At 73.5% G+C, this 15,751-nt stretch carries 17 protein-coding genes and 1 pseudogene; 11 read left to right on the top strand and 7 right to left on the bottom strand.

Going from position 1 to position 15,751, the window contains the following annotated elements:
• Positions 1-3 precede the first annotated feature (3 nt).
• The 6 genes from OHS17_RS26760 to OHS17_RS26735 are packed head-to-tail and all read left to right on the top strand — an operon-like array spanning position 4 to position 4,173.
• Positions 4-309 carry a hypothetical protein gene (locus OHS17_RS26760; RefSeq protein WP_330314192.1) on the top strand — a complete coding sequence of 102 codons (306 nt, stop codon included), beginning with the start codon at positions 4-6 and terminating at the stop codon, positions 307-309.
• An 18-nt stretch (positions 310-327) separates the two neighbouring features.
• Positions 328-1,017 (top strand): hypothetical protein, encoded by a 690-nt coding sequence (locus OHS17_RS26755; protein ID WP_330314191.1) that lies wholly within the window; start codon positions 328-330, stop codon positions 1,015-1,017.
• Positions 1,018-1,034: 17 nt separating this feature from the next.
• Positions 1,035-1,511: a pentapeptide repeat-containing protein gene (locus OHS17_RS26750; RefSeq protein ID WP_330314190.1), complete on the top strand. Its 477-nt coding sequence runs from the start codon at positions 1,035-1,037 to the stop codon at positions 1,509-1,511.
• Positions 1,508-1,813, top strand: a complete 306-nt coding sequence (locus OHS17_RS26745; RefSeq protein WP_330314189.1) for a hypothetical protein — start codon at positions 1,508-1,510, stop codon at positions 1,811-1,813. The genes OHS17_RS26750 and OHS17_RS26745 overlap by 4 nt, the downstream gene beginning before the upstream one ends.
• A 37-nt stretch (positions 1,814-1,850) precedes the next feature.
• Positions 1,851-3,278, top strand: coding sequence for a DUF6177 family protein (locus OHS17_RS26740; RefSeq protein WP_330314188.1), 1,428 nt, complete (start codon positions 1,851-1,853; stop codon positions 3,276-3,278).
• A 46-nt stretch (positions 3,279-3,324) separates the two neighbouring features.
• The gene (locus tag OHS17_RS26735; protein ID WP_330314187.1) at positions 3,325-4,173 is read left to right on the top strand and encodes a polysaccharide deacetylase family protein; all 849 of its coding nucleotides are present in this window, start codon (positions 3,325-3,327) and stop codon (positions 4,171-4,173) included.
• Between the two features lie 6 nt (positions 4,174-4,179).
• Here OHS17_RS26735 and OHS17_RS26730 read toward each other — a convergent pair whose 3' ends face one another.
• From OHS17_RS26730 to OHS17_RS26715, 4 genes and pseudogenes are all read right to left on the bottom strand, one after another.
• Positions 4,180-4,368: a hypothetical protein gene (locus OHS17_RS26730; RefSeq protein ID WP_026244837.1), complete on the bottom strand. Its 189-nt coding sequence runs from the start codon at positions 4,366-4,368 to the stop codon at positions 4,180-4,182.
• Positions 4,369-4,382: 14 nt separating this feature from the next.
• Positions 4,383-5,053: pseudogene (locus OHS17_RS26725) on the bottom strand (ABC transporter).
• Positions 5,050-5,892, bottom strand: coding sequence for an ABC transporter ATP-binding protein (locus OHS17_RS26720; protein ID WP_330314186.1), 843 nt, complete (start codon positions 5,890-5,892; stop codon positions 5,050-5,052). The pseudogene OHS17_RS26725 and the gene OHS17_RS26720 overlap by 4 nt, the downstream one beginning before the upstream one ends.
• A 65-nt stretch (positions 5,893-5,957) precedes the next feature.
• Positions 5,958-6,635, bottom strand: coding sequence for an AIM24 family protein (locus OHS17_RS26715; protein ID WP_330314185.1), 678 nt, complete (start codon positions 6,633-6,635; stop codon positions 5,958-5,960).
• Positions 6,636-6,706: 71 nt separating this feature from the next.
• Here OHS17_RS26715 and OHS17_RS26710 point away from each other — a divergent pair, with 71 nt between their 5' ends.
• The 4 genes from OHS17_RS26710 to OHS17_RS26695 all read left to right on the top strand — a co-directional run bounded on the left by OHS17_RS26710 (position 6,707) and on the right by OHS17_RS26695 (position 10,735).
• A complete protein-coding gene (locus OHS17_RS26710) occupies positions 6,707-7,462 on the top strand; it encodes a peptidyl-tRNA hydrolase (RefSeq protein ID WP_330314184.1) in 756 nt (251 codons plus the stop codon).
• Between the two features lie 121 nt (positions 7,463-7,583).
• On the top strand, positions 7,584-8,870 hold the full coding sequence (locus tag OHS17_RS26705) for a DUF692 domain-containing protein (RefSeq protein ID WP_330315365.1): 1,287 nt from the start codon (positions 7,584-7,586) through the stop codon (positions 8,868-8,870).
• 5 nt (positions 8,871-8,875) lie between these two features.
• On the top strand, positions 8,876-9,889 hold the full coding sequence (locus tag OHS17_RS26700) for a TIGR04222 domain-containing membrane protein (protein WP_443066153.1): 1,014 nt from the start codon (positions 8,876-8,878) through the stop codon (positions 9,887-9,889).
• A 63-nt stretch (positions 9,890-9,952) separates the two neighbouring features.
• Positions 9,953-10,735, top strand: coding sequence for a TIGR04222 domain-containing membrane protein (locus OHS17_RS26695; RefSeq protein ID WP_330314183.1), 783 nt, complete (start codon positions 9,953-9,955; stop codon positions 10,733-10,735).
• Positions 10,736-10,867: 132 nt separating this feature from the next.
• On the opposite strand, the gene hemQ is transcribed toward OHS17_RS26695, so the two are convergent.
• Positions 10,868-11,602, bottom strand: coding sequence for a hydrogen peroxide-dependent heme synthase (gene hemQ / locus OHS17_RS26690; protein WP_020487531.1), 735 nt, complete (start codon positions 11,600-11,602; stop codon positions 10,868-10,870).
• A 4-nt stretch (positions 11,603-11,606) separates the two neighbouring features.
• Positions 11,607-13,079, bottom strand: coding sequence for a protoporphyrinogen oxidase (gene hemG / locus OHS17_RS26685; RefSeq protein WP_330314182.1), 1,473 nt, complete (start codon positions 13,077-13,079; stop codon positions 11,607-11,609).
• Between the two features lie 102 nt (positions 13,080-13,181).
• Between hemG and OHS17_RS26680 the strand changes: the two genes are divergently transcribed.
• Positions 13,182-14,564, top strand: coding sequence for an FAD-dependent oxidoreductase (locus tag OHS17_RS26680; RefSeq protein WP_330314181.1), 1,383 nt, complete (start codon positions 13,182-13,184; stop codon positions 14,562-14,564).
• A gap of 22 nt (positions 14,565-14,586) precedes the next feature.
• On the opposite strand, the gene hemE is transcribed toward OHS17_RS26680, so the two are convergent.
• Positions 14,587-15,660, bottom strand: a complete 1,074-nt coding sequence (gene hemE, locus OHS17_RS26675) for a uroporphyrinogen decarboxylase (RefSeq protein ID WP_330314180.1) — start codon at positions 15,658-15,660, stop codon at positions 14,587-14,589.
• Between the last annotated feature and the right edge of the window lie 91 nt (positions 15,661-15,751).

The raw sequence follows: 15,751 nt of genomic DNA, 5'->3' as shown, positions 1-15,751 counted from the left end.
GCCTTGGCAGAAAACGTCCAGGCAGACCCTCGCTTCCGGAATTTCTTCAGGGCGTATCTCGATCTTGAGCGCGGATACGAGAACACCGGCCACCTGCGGCGCACCCTGTGGAGTTTCAGGGATTCATACGTGGACCTGATCCGTTCAGGCTTCGAGGAGATCCTGACGGACGACGATTTCGGGCCTGCCGAGTACGAACGGCTGACCGACATCGAGTTCCCCGACCGGCAGACACTCCGCGCCTACCTTCGGGATATGTATGCCTACCTGTTCGGCGACGCACCGGAACAGCCGATACCCGCGGGTTAGTTCGAAGAAGAGGACCGAATGGACCAGGAACGCAACCGCGTCGCCGGTCTCATCCGTGTGATGAACGACCCCGGCGCCCCGCTCATGGACCGGTTTCTGGCGTGCCGGGATCTGACCGAAGAGGGCGAGGCGGCCGGGTTTGAAGCGGTGATCCGGGCGGCCGGTGACCCGGAGGGCACCCCGTGGTACGAGTTCTCGATCGACCGGAAGTTCTCCGTCGACAGCACGTTCTCGCAACTGGCGGTGGCCGTCGACGCGAGCCACTACGAGATCGAGGAGAAGGGCACGACGGCGCTGCGCGTAGAGGCGTTCCGCGCGCTCGTTCAGCTCGCCGACACGCAGTACTTCGAGGACCGGCTCGGCGAGCTGATCGACAGCGCCACGGTCAGGGCGGCGCTCGGTGAGATCAAGGAAGCCATCGGCCGAGGTGTGCGCGCCCTGGCCGCCGGCGAGAAGTCCCGGTTCGACCTGGCCACCCAACTCGTGGACCTGGCGTGCGCGGTGGCCCCCGTCGACGGACCGCTCTCGGTGGAACTGGCCACAAGCGTGCTGCACGTCGCCGCCTCGCCCCGCGCACTGGAGCACGCCGTCACCATCGTCTTCCGGGCCGAGGGTCCGGAGATCCGGGAGTTCGGCGAATACCTCACGTCGGTCGGCAACGAGCGCGTACGGACGGAAGTCCGCGAGGCGCTCGAAGGCTCGCGGTGACGGAGCCGCCGGTCACCGTGCCGGACGCCTGGCAGCCTGCCGCACTCCCCGCCGACCCTGCGGCCGCAGAGCAGCTCCGCGAGTGGCTCGCCGCCGAGAAATACAACCTCAACGGGACGGGGCGGGACTTCCGGGGCGCGGACCTCTCGGGTGGGGATTTCTCGAATTACTGGTTCACCGACGCCGTACTCGTCGGTGTACGGCTCGTCGGAGCTTCCTCCGGAACACGTTTCATCGGCGCGGAGTTGCTCGACACCGACATGAGGGGCAGCGACCTGTCCGATGCCGTGGTCGAGGAGAACTACTTCGGGATCAAGGTGGACGACACCACGGTCCTTCGCGGCTTGCGGGGCACGGGCTTCGGCCCGGTCACCGTTGTCAGCGACGGCTCCTCGCGCGAAGTGGGCGGTGCGGAACTCGAAGCCTGGATCAGTGCGCGCGGCGGGCAGGTTCAGGTGATCCCGCCGCGCCGACCGGCAGGAGGTACGCCTTGAGCGAGCCAATTCAAGCGGACCCGGACTTCAGAAGCTTTTTCAGAACTCAACTCGACCTCGAGGGTGGATATTACATCACAGGCGATTTGAGGCGCACGTTGTGGAGCTTCAGCGATTCCTACGTTGACTTGATCCGCTCCGGATTCGAGCAGATCATGGCAGATGAGAACTTCGGCCCCGCAGAATATGAAGGGCTGACCGATATCGAATTCCCGGACAAGGAGACACTGCACGCCTACCTCCGGGACATGTACGACTACCTGTTCGGCGATGCGCCGGAACAGCCGATGCCCCCTCGCTAGCCAGAATCCCCGCCCCTCTGACCCCGAAGGACCCCGCATGACCCAGGACGTCGTCGCACTCACCCGGCGGATGCCCGACTCGCTCAGTGTGCTGGCCGGGTTGCTCGCCGGCGGGCCCGATCTGCGGGTGGGGACCACCGGGGACGGGGCCGTCGTGCAGTTGTGCGACGACGAGGGGCGGCCGCTCGTGTCCGTCGAGGTGCCCCTGTTGATCCAGGTGCCCGGGGAGGCCGTTCGGCTGCTCGGGGCGGAGGCCACTCCGGAGGGGGACGGGCCCTGGTGGTGGGTCGAGGCGCGGGCTGCCGCCGGGGTGGACCGGGCCGAGGAGCTGGCCGGGGCCTTCGCCGCGCGGCTGACCATGCTGCTCGGCGGCAGGGTCTGGCCGGCCGACGCCCCCGGCACCACCGGCGCCGCCCGCCCCCTCGACGTCTCGGGCATCACGGCCGTGCCCGCCCCCGCCGCCGCGCAGCCCGCCGTCGACATGCTCACCGACCAGGCGGCCGTCGTCATCCAGGACCGCCCGGTCGTCCCCATGACGAGCTGGCTGACGGAGGCGCTGCGGGCCACCGTGGAGAGCGAGCGGTCGCTCCAGATCGTCACCCCGCCCCACTGCACGCTCTCCCTGCCGACGCGGCTGCTGCTCCAGTCCACCTCCTCGCGCTGGGTCGTCCAGGACGAGCGCTGCGGCTACTACGACGGCCTCACCGGCGCCGTACTGCGCTGGCAGGACGACGCGTTCGCACCGGACCGGCGCGAGGACGGCCAGACCCCGGTGGCCGAGGCGTTCACCGAGGCCGGGCCCTCCGGCGAGCGGCAGCTCGTCGTGTCGCTCCGGACCGTGCACCGCCCCACCGCCGACCTGGTGCTCGGCGGTGCCCTGGAAGCCGCCTGGGAGGCGCTGACCGGCGCGCCCCCGGCCGGCTGGGGGACCTCGGAGCCCGCAGGGCTCGTCTGGTCGCGGCGGCGGCTGACCGACCTGGCGTACGAACGCGCGCCCCGGCCGACCTGGCTGGTGGCCGTCGGCAGCCCGGACCGCCCCGCCGTCGCCACCCTCCAGGTGAACCGCACCTCGGACGGGGTGGAGGAGGACATCACCCTCGTCCTCGGCTACGGCTCCGACGAGCGCCCGCCGCTCGACGCGCTGCCGGGACTCGCCGACGAGCTGGTGACCCGGCACGGGCTGCGGACCATGCTGTGCCAGCTGGGCGAGGGCCGCCGCGACCTGAACGCCCCGCCCCGCTTCGAACGCCCCCCGCTCCCGCACTCCTTCACGCTCGGCTCCGCCGAGGTGGCCGAGGTCGGCCGCGACACCGCCGCCCGGACGCCGCTCGAAGAAGCGCCGGTGCGCGTGGGCCCCGGCGGCCGGCCGGGCTACTACTACCCGCTCGGCGACGGCGAGACCGCCGAGAGCTGGGCGGCCCTCGAACAGCTGATGCGCCATCTGCGTGGGGCGCCCCCGGTCTAGCGCGCCAACCCCGTGCACCTTCCATCCGGTCGGCTAGCTTCCGGAAATGATCGGATTTACACATAAGGCGGCCGTTCTGGGAGTGCTGGGTGCGGTGCTCGTCGGCTGCGGCCAGGCACAGCCGACGCGTACCGCCGCCGAACGGCCGTCCGCCTCCCCCGCCGTGGAGAAACCCGCCCGGAAGCCCGCCGACAAGCCCCCCGTCATGGCCCCCGGCCCCGGCGGGCTGACCCCCGTCTTCACGCGCGGGCCGCAACGCGCCGCGAAGGTCGTCGCGCTGAGCTTCGACGCCGATATGACGGCCGACGAGGGGCCGCGCGCGGCGGCCGGTGAGCACTTCGACAATCCGGAACTGATCGCCCTGCTGCGCCGCCTGAAGGTGCCCGCGACGGTGTTCATGACCGGGCGCTGGGCCGAGGAGTACCCGGACCAGGCGCGCTCCATCGGCACCGATCCCCTCTTCGAGATCGGCAACCACTCCTACAGCCACTACGCGTTCACCACCCCCTGCTACGGGCTGCCGACGGTCGAGAAGGGCGCCGTGCGCAAGGAGGTCCAGCGGGCGTTCGGGGCGATCCGGGCGACCGGCGCCCGCAACGTCGTCCCGTACTTCCGCTTCCCCGGCGGCTGTTACGACGACGACACGCTGCGTGCCCTCGGGCCGGAGAAGGTGACCGCCGTGCAGTGGGACGTCGTCAGCGGCGACGCCTTCGCGACGGACGCGGACGCCGTCGCCGAGCAGGTGCTCGACGGGGTGCGGTCCGGTTCGCTCGTCGTCATGCACTGCACCCGCAGCGCGGCCCCGGTCACCGCCGAGGCGGTCCGCCAGGTCGTGCCGGAGCTACGGAAGCGCGGCTACCGCTTCGTCAGGGTGTCCGAGCTGATGGGCGGCTGAAACGCGTCAGCCGGAGCAGGCCGTGCGCTGGGCCTCCTGCCACTCGCAGACCGGGCACAGCGTGATCCCCTTGACCGACTCCGCGTACTCGGTCGGCTTCCGGCACAGCACGCACTCGGCGTACGGCGGCCCCTCGGCCCGCTCCGGCGACTCGGCGGGCGACGTCTCGCAGTAGGACCCCGGTTCCTCACTCATACGTACGAGCCTACTCAGCCCCGTACCGAAGTGAGGCGGCAGACGAGCGCGAACGCGGCGGCCGTCACGACGGCCGCCGCGAGCAGCGGGAGCACCGGTACGTGCACCGTGCCGGTCAGCGAGCCGGTGACCAGGCCCGTCACCGCGTACTTCGCGGGCGATCCGGTGCTGACCAGCGCCAGCAGCGCGACGATCACGGTCGCCGCGATGGACCAGCCGCGTCCGTGCAGCAGCGGCCGGCCGCACAGCGCGCCCGCCGCCGCGCCCAGCAGCACGCAGCACGCGGTGGCGAGGACTCCGGCTGCCCCGGCGGGCGCCAGGGCACCCGCACCGCGTGGTCCGTGCTCACCGGGTCGCTGATCGCCAGGACCACGGCGGTGGCGGCCCCGCCCAGCAGCGCGGCGCCGCCCAGCGCGGTGAGCAGGGCCGCCAGATGGGCCTTCGGCTGCCCGCCCGCCGCCGCCGCGACGACCGTCCGGGCGGCGGGCGGCTCCTGGGTGACGCAGACGCGCGCCAGCCAGGCGGTGACCGGGAGCATCCCGGCGGCGGTGTAGCCGAGCGAGTCGAGGACGGGCTGCCCGGAGCGGATGCCGACGGCGAGGAAGGCCAGGTAGAGCAGCACGGGGGCCAGCCAGCGCTGGGACCGCACGAGCAGGTCGGCCTGGTAGCGGATGAGCGCGTTCATGGTGCGGGGTCCCCGTCCCGGGTGGGTGTGCCGTGCGGCGCGGATTCCGGTGCGGGGCGCGCCCCGCGCGCCTGCTCCACGCATCCGATGTGCCACCGCGGCCGGGCCGACAGCAGCGCCGCGAGCAGCGCGTCGGAGTGCGTCGCCGCGACCATGAGGCGGGCCGTTCCGTCGTCGCTCAGGGTGTACGCGGGAGCCCCGGGCAGTCCGGACGGGAGCGGGGTCCCCGGCGGGGCCGTCGCCTCGATGCGGACACGGGGCTCAAAGCCGGTCGCGAGCGGGGCGGCGGTGAGGCCCAGCCCCTCCACCCGGTACGCGGCGTCGACCGCGCCCGCCAGCCGTCGCGGGTCGTGGTCGACGTACACGACCGTAGCCCCGGCGGCGACGCGCTCTGCCACGGCCCGGTCCAGCACGTCGCGCGCCTCGGTGTCGAGGCCGGTCCACGCCTCGTCCAGCACCAGGAGTTCCGGTTCGGCGAGGAGCGCCTGGGCGACGGCGACCTTCTGGCTGGTGCCCTTGGAGAGTTCGGCGAGGGGCGTCCGGGCGTGCGCGGCGGCACCGAACCGGGTGAGCCAGTGGTCCGCCCGGGCGGCCGCCTCGGCTGCGCGCAGCCCGTGGACGCGGCCGAGGTGGACGAGATACCCGGCGGCCGTGAAGGGCAGGGCCGCCGGGAAGCGCTCGGGGACGTACGCCGTGCGCGGCCGGCCCGTGACCCGGCCCTCGGAGGGCGCGTCGATCCGGGCCAGCAGCCGCAACAGGGTCGACTTCCCGGTGCCGTTGGCGCCCTCGACGCGGACGAGGGCGCGCGCGGGCAGGGCCAGGTCGACCCCGCGCAGCACCCAGGGTCCGGTGAGCCCGTACCGGCGGCCGGCTCCCCGCAGCCGCAGGACCTCCGTACCGGTGCTCAGTGCGACGACGCCTTCTCGGGCTTCAGCTCGCTGGGCCGTACGATCACGAACCCCTCCCCGTCCAGGCGCAGTTGGACCGCCTCGCCGGAACCGCCCCGGATCATCGAGCCGACGCTCTGCGAGCGGTGCAGCGAGGTGTTCAGCTGGGCGCTCCAGCCGACGACGGCGTCCGTGTCCACGAACACCGGCTGCTGCGGGGTGACGGGGATGACGATGGGATACCCGTCGCACATCAGGCCCAGTTTGCCGTAGCCGGTGAAGACGCTGTTGAAGAGTCCGCCGCCGGCCATCCCGGCGCCCTTGACGGTCTTTATCTCGTACGCGAGCGAGGCGTCGAAACACAGGACGTTGCGGCCGTTGATGGTGAGGGCGTCGCCCTGCTCCATCTCCACGATGAAGCAGTTCGCGGCCTCGTGGGCGAACCACGCCTCGCCCTGGCCGCGCACGGCCATCAGCGGCAGTCCCTCGCCGGTGACCGCCCGCTTGAGCAGACCGCCGATGCCCTGGCTCTTGTGCTCGAACTGGAGGTTTCCGCGGAAGGCGACCATCGAACCCTGGCGGGCGTGCATCTCCCCGTTGACCGCGTATTTGATGGATTTGGCGTTCTGCAGGGTCATCCCGGGGACGGTCGCCTGCTCGGCCATGTGCTCGCTGGAAAAGAGATCGCTCTTCATGGACGGCATCCTCGCCCGGAGCCTTCCATTCCGCCAAGAACGGTGTCCGGGGCGGCTGGCAGACTGGGCGGGTGAGCAGCAACGACATCCCCGCGTCCCCGTCCGCCGAGCCCGCCGCAGTACCCGTGGACAGCCCCTTCCGGTCCGAGCGGACGGACCGGGACGAAGCACCCCAGTACGTACTGCCGTTGGTGGTGCACATCGAGAAGGCCGCGCCGCCCGCCCGCACCGACGCCCTGCGCACGGCCGCCCGCGCGGTGCTCGTGATGCTGTCCGACGAGCGGTCGGTGGGCGAGGGCGAGTGGGCGCGGGTGATGCGGGACTGGCAGGACGCCCGCATCCGCAAGGTCGTCCGGCGGGCCCGGGGCGCGGAGTGGCGCAAGGCGTCGGCCCTGCCCGGGATCACGGTGACGGGCGAGGAGGCGGAGGTGCGGGTCTTCCCGCCGGTGCCGCTGGACGGCTGGCCGAAGGAGCTGGCCAAGCTCCAGGTCTCGGGCACCGACCTGGACGACCCGGAGCCGCCGGCCGCGCCCGGCCCGGCGCACCCGGTGCTCTGGCTCAACCCGGACCTCGGCATGTCGGCCGGCAAGGAGATGGCGCAGGTCGGGCACGGGGCGCAGCTCGCCTGGTGGGAGCTGTCGGAGACCGGGCGCAAGGCGTGGCGCGAGGCCGGTTTCCCGCTCTCGGTGGCCACGGCGGAGCCGGGCCGCTGGGCGGAGCTGACGGTGAGCGGGCTGCCGGTCGTCCGGGACGCGGGCTTCACGGAGATCGCCCCGGGCTCGTGCACGGTGGTCGCCGACCACCCGGCGCTGCGGCGCCGTCGCTGAAAGGACAGCGACCGGCGGAACCTCAAATGAAGCTCTGAACGTCTCCCCTCCCGGATTCACGACCGCGAACCGGGGTCATCACCCCTGCACGAACCAGAGGGGGAGCAGCATGGGGGACGGTATGAGGCTGGGCATCGGGATCGGCTGGCGGCCGGAGATCGCCGACGAGGTGGAGGCGCTGCCGCGGCTCGACTGGGTGGAGGCGGTCGCGGAGAACCTCTGCGCCGATCATCTGCCGGACTCCCTGGTACGACTGCGGGAGCGCGGGGTCACCGTGGTGCCGCACGGCGTCTCGCTGGGCCTCGGCGGCGCCGACCGTCCCGACCCCGGCAAGCTCGCGGACCTCGCCGCCCGGGCCACGCTGCTCGGCGCGCCGCTGGTGACCGAGCACATCGCCTTCGTACGGGCGGGCGGGCCGCGCACCGGGTCGCCGGTCCTGGAGGCGGGCCATCTGCTGCCGGTGCCGCGCACCCGGGCGGCGCTGGACGTGCTGTGCGAGAACGTGCGCATCGCGCAGGACGCGCTGCCGGTGCCGCTGGCCCTGGAGAACATCGCGGCGCTGCTCTCCTGGCCGGGCGAGGAGCTGACCGAGGGGCAGTTCCTGGCGGAGCTGGTCGAGCGGACCGGCGTGCGGCTGCTGATCGACGTGGCCAATCTGCACACCAACCACGTGAACCGGGGCGAGGACCCGGCGGCCGCGCTGGACGGGCTGCCGGTGGAGGCCATCGCGTACGTGCACGTGGCGGGCGGGGTCGAGAAGGACGGCGTGTGGCACGACACGCACGCCCACCCGGTGACCGCCCCGGTGCTCGATGTGCTGGCGGAGCTGCGGTCCCGGGTGGACCCGCCGGGGGTGCTGCTGGAGCGCGACGAGGCGTTCCCGCCGCCCGGTGAGCTGGCGGGCGAGCTGGACGCGATCCGGGGCGTGCTGGCGAAGGGCGACGGCGCGTCGGCGGCCTGGGCGCCCCCGGAGGCCCCGCCCGCCGCGCCCGTCGCGGAGTCCGTACGGGACGGTGTAGCCGTCGCGCAGACCGCGCTGCTGTCCGCCCTGGTCGCCGGGACGTCCGCGCCGGAGGGGTTCGACCCGGACCGGCTCCGGGTGCAGAGCCGCGCCCTGGCCGCCAAGCGCGCGGACGTCGTGGCCAAGGTGGCGCCCGAGCTGCCGGAGATCCTGGGGGACGGCTACCGGGCGGCGTTCCTCGCGTACACCGGAGCGCGGCCCATGACGTCGGGGTACCGGCGCGACGCCCTGGACTTCGCCGAGCACCTGCTCATCGCGGGCCGCCCGGCGGACGACGCGGCCCGGCGACGGCTGACGCGGTGGTGGCGGGACCGGGCCGCGCCCCGGCCGCCCGGGCGCGCGACCCGGCTGGCCCGGGCCGCCCGCTCCGTGCTGGCGGGGCGGTGACGGGCATGGACGGGATGCTGGTGTTCCTCACGCTCGCGGTGATCGCCTCGTTCACCGTGCTGATCATCGGCCTGGCCCGCTCCCGCCGGGGGGTGGGCGGTCCGGCGCACGACCTGTCCGAGGTGGCGTTCCTGAACGGCGGGCCCGGCCGGGTGGTCGACACCGCGTTGGCCGCCATGCACGCGGACGGCCGGCTGGCCATCGGCGGACCCGGCATCGTGGCGGTGCTCCGGCCGGTCGCGTACGACCCGGTGGAGCGGGCGGTGCTGCACGCACTGGCGGCCGCGCCGAGCGGGTCGCTGGCGGCGCTGCGGGTGGCGGTGATGCGGCACCCGGCGGTGCAGGAGACCGGGGACGGTCTCGCCGCGCGGGGGCTGCTGGCCGCGCCCCGTGCCAGTGTCGTGTGGCGCGTCTGGGGCCTGTTGCAGACGTTTCTGTGCCTCGCGTCAGCTCCGGTCACCATCGGACTGGCCATCGCCCGGTTCACGGAGGGCGACGACGGCGCCGACTGGAGCTATCCGTTCGCGGTGGCGATGATCCCGGCCGTCGTCGTCGGCTTCGTGTCCGGCCTGGTCTGCGCGGCGGTGGCCCGGTCCCGGATCACCCGCGCGGGGCGCAGGGCCGCTGCGGAGTTCGGGGCCGCGCACGCCCACCGCACCGACCCGGGGTTCCTGGTGGCGACCAGGGGGCTGCGCGGCGTCGCGGACCCGGAGCTGCGGGCGCACCTGGTCGCCGCCGCCCGGACCCGGCCCAGCGCCGCCTCGTACACCGCGTACGGCGCCGCGGCGCTGACGGTCGCGCCGGCCGTGTGGTGCGCGGGGGCGAGCCCGGGCGGCGGCTGCGGCAGCTCCTCGGGCAGCAGCTGCGGCGGAGGCGGCGGGTCGAGCTGCGGGGGCAGCGGGTCGAGCTGTGGCGGAGGCAGCAGCTGCGGCGGAAGCGGATCGAGCTGCGGGGGCGGCAGCAGCTGCGGCGGCGGGTCCAGCTGCGGTGGCGGGTCGAGCTGCGGCAGCAGTTCCTGAGACGGCCGTCCACTTACTGGACGAGCTATGGCGCGGCGGGCGGTGCTGGCATAGAACACCGGCATGGTGCCGTTTCTGTTGCTGCTGGTCGCATGGGGTGCGGCGGGTCTTTCCTGCGCCCGGCTCTGTATTGCGGCAGCCCGCGCGGCCCGGCGGCCGATGGCCGCGACCGGTGCGCCGCGCGGACGGCAACTCACGCTGTACGAGGCGGCGTTCCTGGCGGGCGGGCCCGGCCGGGTCGCCGATCTGGCGCTGGTCTCCATGCATCTGCGGCGGCGGCTGCTGCTGGCCCACACCGGCTGGGCGACGGTCGTGGACCCCGAGGGCAGCGACGAGGTGGAACGTACGGTGATCCGGGCCATAGGTCCGGAGGGCCAGTCGCCGATAGCGCCGGTGCGCGCCTCGGCCGCGGCGGCCGACGCCGTACGCGCGGTGGCCGACCGGCTCGTCGCCGCCGGTCTGGCGCTCCCGCACGGGGCGGACGTCGCCTCGGCGGTGCGGGCGGTGCGCGGGGCGGCGCTGCTGGTGGCCGCGCTGGGCGCCGCCGCCCTGCTCGCGCCCGGCGCCGGGGACACGGCCCCGATGCCGGTGTGGTTCGCGCTGCCGCTCGCGCTGACCCTGGGGTGCCTGGCCATCGCCCGGATCGAGGCGCACCCCTACGGTTCCTGGGCCTCCCCGGCCGGGCAGCGGCTGCTGGCGGCGTGCGCGGTGCCGGGGGACGGTGCGACGGGCGACACGCTGGTGACGGTCGCGGTGCGCGGGGTGGCCGCGGTGGACGACCCGGCGCTGCGGGCGGCGCTGACCGGCCGGTCGGGCGTACGGAAGCGGCTGGGCGCCCGCGAATGACGAACGGTGCGGCGCGCAGAAAGCGCGCCGCACCGCTGAGCCGAACCCGGTGTCGCTGGAACAGCGGACGGCACGAGGTGCCGTGGACCCGCCGTCTGATCTTCCGGGTTGGGGTGGTCACAAGCCCGTTCGCTAGGCGAGCCCGGCCACCAGGTCCGCGACCGACTTGCGCCGGCCGGTGAAGAAGGGGACCTCCTCGCGGACGTGCATCCGCGCCTCGGAGGCCCTGAGGTGACGCATCAGGTCCACGATGCGGTACAGCTCGTCCGCCTCGAAGGCCAGCATCCACTCGTAGTCGCCGAGCGAGAACGAGGCGACGGTGTTGGCACGCACGTCCGGGTAGCCGCGGGCCATCTTGCCGTGGTCGGCGAGCATGCGGCGACGGTCCTCGTCGGGCAGCAGGTACCAGTCGTACGAGCGCACGAAGGGGTAGACGCTGACGTAGTTGCGCGGCGTCTCGTCGGCGAGGAACGCCGGGATGTGCGACTTGTTGAACTCGGCGGGGCGGTGCAGCGCCATGTTCGACCAGACCGGCTCCAGGTGGCGGCCGAGCCGGGTGCGCCGGAAGAGGTTGTACGCCTCCTGCAGCTCGTCCGCTGTCTCCGCGTGCCACCAGATCAGGAGATCGGCGTCGGCGCGGAGGCCCGAGACGTCGTAGGTGCCTCGGATGGTGATGTCCTTCGCGGCGAGCTGGTCGAACAGCTCCTGGACCTCACCGGCGACGGCCGCGCGGTCCGTGTCGGCGGGCAGGACGTCGCGCAGCTTGAAGACGGACCACAGTGTGTAGCGGATGACGTCGTTGAGGTCCTTGGCCTTCTTGCCGGCGTTCGGAACCTTGCTTGATGTCGCAGTCTCAGGAGCACTCATACGGCTATTGTCCCGCCTCGCTCCGAGTGCCCTGAACCAGGGTCGGCGTGGCGATGATCTCCCCGGTGAGATCCCCGGCGATCTCGTCCGCCGCCCGGTGCGCGCTCGCCACGCAGGCGGGGATGCCGACCCCGTCGTACACCGCGCCGCACACCCGCAGCGCGGGCAGCTTCGCGACCTCGTCGCGGATGCGGGCGACCCGGGTGAGGTGGCCCACCGGGTACTGCGGCAGTCCGCCGATCCACCGGGTGACCTCGGTCGCCACGGGCCGCGCGGTGAGCCCGGTCGCGGCGGCGAGGTCGCGCAGCGATACGCCGACGAGCTCGACGTCTTCGCGGTGCAGGTGCTCCTCCTCGCCGTACCGGCCCACCGAGGTCCGCAGCACGAAGAGGTCCGGGGCCGCGTCGGCGACCCACTGCCACTTGTGCGTGGAGAAGGTGGCGGCCTTGATGGTGTGCCCGTCGACCGGCGGTACGAGGAAGCCGGAGCGCCCGTCGAAGGCCGTGCCGGTGACGTCGGAGCGCCGGAACGCCATGGTGACCAGCGCCATCGACGCGTACTCGACGCCCGCCAGTTCGGCCGACGCCCCCGGTGACTCGGCGGCGAGCAGCGTGGCGGCGGACCAGGCGGGCACGGCGAGGACGAGGCCGTCGGCGGAGACGACCCCGGTGTCCGTGCGGACGTCCCAGCCGTCGGTGTTACGGGTCAGGCCCAGCACGGGGGTCTCGGTGAGGATCGCGCCGCCCCCGGCGCGCACGGCGTCGGCGACGGCCCCCGGGAGGGTGCCGATGCCGCCCTCGATGCCCTGGAAGACGGGCCCGGTCTGCTGCCGGGCGGCGGCCCGCTCCTGGAGCCGGGTGACCCCGTCGAGCAGGGAGCCGCCCTCCCGGGCCGCCTCGAAGAGCTGCGGTACGGCGGCGCGCATCGAGATCCGGTAGGCGTCGCCCGCGTACACCCCGCCGAGCAGCGGCTCCACCAGCCGGTCCACGACCTCGCGCCCCAGCCGGTCCGCCACGTACGCGCCGACGGCGACGTCCTCGCCGACGGCCACCGGGGGCAGTTCGCGGTCCTCGGCGATCCGGGCCAGCCCCTCGGCCGACAACACCTCGCCGAGGACGGACGGGTCGCCCGGGACGCCCATCACATGGCCCTTGGGCATCGGGCGCAGCGCGTCGCGCGTCCACAGTGCGGCGGTGGCCGTGGCGGGCGGCTGGAGGCGGTTGCCGAGGCCCACGGCGCGGGCCAGGGCGACGGCCTCCGGGCGGCGGGCGAGCATGGACTCGGCGCCGAGGTCGACCCGGACGCCGGCGACCTCACCGGTCATCAGCTTGCCGCCGAGCCGGTCGGTCGCCTCCAGAACGGTGACCCTGAGCCCGGCGCCGACGAGCCGGTGGGCGGCCGCGAGTCCGGCGATACCGCCGCCGATGACGACGACGTGACGGGGGGCCCGGTCCGCGCGGTGTGTGGATGGCTGCATGGCTCCACTCTCTCAAACCGGTTCCGGGCCCCGGCCACGGCCGTTCGGAACCGGTGGAAGCCGTAGCGTGGGTGTTTTCGGACGCGCTTCGGAGGGACCGGCATGGCGGCGGAACGACTGGTGGTCATCGGCGGGGACGCGGCGGGCATGTCCGCCGCGTCCCAGGCACGGCGGCTCAAGGGGCCGGAGGAGCTGAGCATCACCGCCTTCGAGCGGGGGCACTTCACCTCGTACTCCGCATGCGGCATCCCGTACTGGGTCGGCGGCGACGTGACCGACCGGGACGACCTCATCGCCCGTACGCCCGAGGAGCACCGGGCCCGCGCCATCGACCTGCGCACCCGCACCGAGGTCACGGAGATCGACGTGGCGGGGCGCCGGGTACGCGCCCTGGACCGGGAGTCCGGCGAGACGTACTGGACCGGGTTCGACAAGCTCGTCATCGCCACCGGGGCGCGGCCGGTGCGCCCCGACCTGCCCGGCATGGACGCGCCCGGGGTGCACGGGGTGCAGACGCTGGACGACGGGCAGGCCCTCCTGGACAGCCTGGACCGGACGGAGGGCCGGCGCGCGGTCGTCGTCGGGGCGGGGTACATCGGCGTCGAGATGGCCGAGGCGATGCTGAAGCGCGGCTTCGAGGTGACCGTCCTCAACCGCGGCGAACAGCCGATGGCCACGCTCGACCCGGACATGGGGCGCCTGGTCCACGACGCGATGGACGGGCTCGGGATCACCACGGTGAACGGGGCGGCCGTCACCGCGATCCGGACCGGGGACGACGGCCGGGTCACCGAGGTCGTCACCGACGACGCGTCCTATCCGGCGGACATCGTGGTGCTGGGCATCGGCGTCGAGCCGGAGACGGCCCTGGCCCGGGAGGCCGGGCTGCCGCTCGGGCCGCACGGCGGGCTGCTCACCGACCTGGCGATGCGCGTCCAGGGCCACCCGGACATCTGGGCGGGCGGCGACTGCGTGGAGGTCCTGGACCTGGTCGCGGGCCACACCCGGCACATCGCGCTCGGCACGCACGCCAACAAGCACGGCCAGGTCATCGGCTCCAACGTGGGCGGCGGCTACGGCACGTTCCCCGGTGTGGTGGGTACGGCGGTGAGCAAGGTGTGCGACCTGGAGATCGCCCGGACCGGGCTGCGCGAGAAGGACGCCCGGGCGGTGGGCCTGCGGTATGTCACGGCCACGATCGAGTCGACCAGCCGGGCGGGCTACTACCCGGACGCCCGGCTCATGACGGTGAAGATGATCGCGGAGTACCGCACGGGCCGGCTCCTCGGCGTGCAGATCGTGGGCCGCGAGGGCGCGGGCAAGCGGGTCGACGTGGCCGCGGTGGCACTCACCGCCCGGATGACCGTCGAGCAGATGACCGCCCTGGACCTGGGCTACGCCCCGCCGTTCTCGCCGGTCTGGGACCCGGTCCTGGTGGCGGCCCGCAAGACCGTGTCGGTGCTGCGGAAGGCGGGCACCGACTGAGCGGCGCCCGCCTCCGCGGGGTTCAGCGGGCGGTGCGGGTGTGGACGTATTCGACGAGGCGGGAGAGCGCGTCCGGGTCCATGTTCGGCATGACGCCGTGGCCCAGGTTGAAGATGTGGCCCTCCAGACCGGCGGCCGCGTCCAGCACCTCCCGGGTCTTGGCCTCCACCGCGGAGGTCGGCGCGAACAGCACCGCCGGGTCGAGGTTGCCCTGGAGCGCCTTGCCGGGGCCGACGCGGCGCGCGGCCTCGTCCAGCGGCACCCGCCAGTCGACACCGACGACGTCCGCCCCGGCCTCGCCCATCAGGCCGAGCAGTTCGCCGGTGCCGACGCCGAAGTGGATGCGGGGGACCCCGTACGCGGCGACGGCGTCGAAGACCTTCGCGGAGGCGGGCAGCACGGAGCGCCGGTAGTCGGCGGGGGCCAGGGCGCCGACCCAGGAGTCGAAGAGCTGGACGGCCGAGGCGCCGGCCTCGATCTGGACCTTGAGGAAGGCACCGGTGATCTCGGCGAGCCGGTCGAGCAGGTCGGCCCAGAGCTCCGGGTCGCCGTACATCATGGCCTTGGTGTGCTCGTGGTTACGGGAGGGCCCGCCCTCCACGAGGTAGCTCGCGAGGGTGAACGGCGCGCCCGCGAAGCCGATCAGCGGGGTCTCCCCCAGCTCGGCGGTGAGCAGCCGGACGGCCTCGGTGACGTACGGGACGTCCTCGGGGGTCAGGTCGCGCAGCCGGGCGAGGTCGGCGCGGGTGCGGATCGGCTCGGCGATCACCGGGCCGACGCCGGGCTTGATGTCGAGGTCGATGCCGATGGCCTTCAGCGGGACGACGATGTCGCTGTAGTAGACGGCGGCGTCGACCTTGTGGCGGCGGACGGGCTGCATCGTGATCTCGGCGACGAGCTCCGGCATCGTGCAGGACTGGAGCATCGGGATGCCTTCGCGCACCTTCAGGTACTCGGGCAGCGAGCGCCCCGCCTGGCGCATGAACCAGACCGGCGTGTGCGGGACCGGCTCGCGCCGGCACGCCTTGAGGAACGCCGAGTCGTAGGTGGCGGAAGTCTTCGTCTGCGGCCCGGAGGGGCGGTCGTTGGCACTCACGCACAGAATCTTCGCACGCGTGGGCAACGAGCCCGGCCCCGCACGGGTGTCCTTCCGCACACGGAGCTCCCGTTCCGCCTACTCTTCCCCG

Origin of the sequence: Streptomyces sp. NBC_00523 (assembly GCF_036346615.1) — a bacterium.
In the GTDB taxonomy this organism is placed as follows: Bacteria; Actinomycetota; Actinomycetes; order Streptomycetales; family Streptomycetaceae; genus Streptomyces.
This window is presented reverse-complemented; position numbering and strand designations above follow the sequence as displayed.

Coding starts and splice junctions, on each gene's coding strand:
- OHS17_RS26755 (WP_330314191.1), top strand. CDS start 328: ATGGACCAGGAACGCAACCGCGTCGCCGGTCTCATCCGTGTGATGAAC.
- OHS17_RS26740 (WP_330314188.1), top strand. CDS start 1,851: ATGACCCAGGACGTCGTCGCACTCACCCGGCGGATGCCCGACTCGCTC.
- OHS17_RS26735 (WP_330314187.1), top strand. CDS start 3,325: ATGATCGGATTTACACATAAGGCGGCCGTTCTGGGAGTGCTGGGTGCG.
- OHS17_RS26730 (WP_026244837.1), bottom strand. CDS start 4,368: ATGAGTGAGGAACCGGGGTCCTACTGCGAGACGTCGCCCGCCGAGTCG.
- OHS17_RS26715 (WP_330314185.1), bottom strand. CDS start 6,635: ATGAAGAGCGATCTCTTTTCCAGCGAGCACATGGCCGAGCAGGCGACC.
- OHS17_RS26705 (WP_330315365.1), top strand. CDS start 7,584: ATGAGGCTGGGCATCGGGATCGGCTGGCGGCCGGAGATCGCCGACGAG.
- OHS17_RS26700 (WP_443066153.1), top strand. CDS start 8,876: ATGGACGGGATGCTGGTGTTCCTCACGCTCGCGGTGATCGCCTCGTTC.
- OHS17_RS26695 (WP_330314183.1), top strand. CDS start 9,953: ATGGTGCCGTTTCTGTTGCTGCTGGTCGCATGGGGTGCGGCGGGTCTT.
- hemQ (WP_020487531.1), bottom strand. CDS start 11,602: ATGAGTGCTCCTGAGACTGCGACATCAAGCAAGGTTCCGAACGCCGGC.
- hemG (WP_330314182.1), bottom strand. CDS start 13,079: ATGCAGCCATCCACACACCGCGCGGACCGGGCCCCCCGTCACGTCGTC.
- OHS17_RS26680 (WP_330314181.1), top strand. CDS start 13,182: ATGGCGGCGGAACGACTGGTGGTCATCGGCGGGGACGCGGCGGGCATG.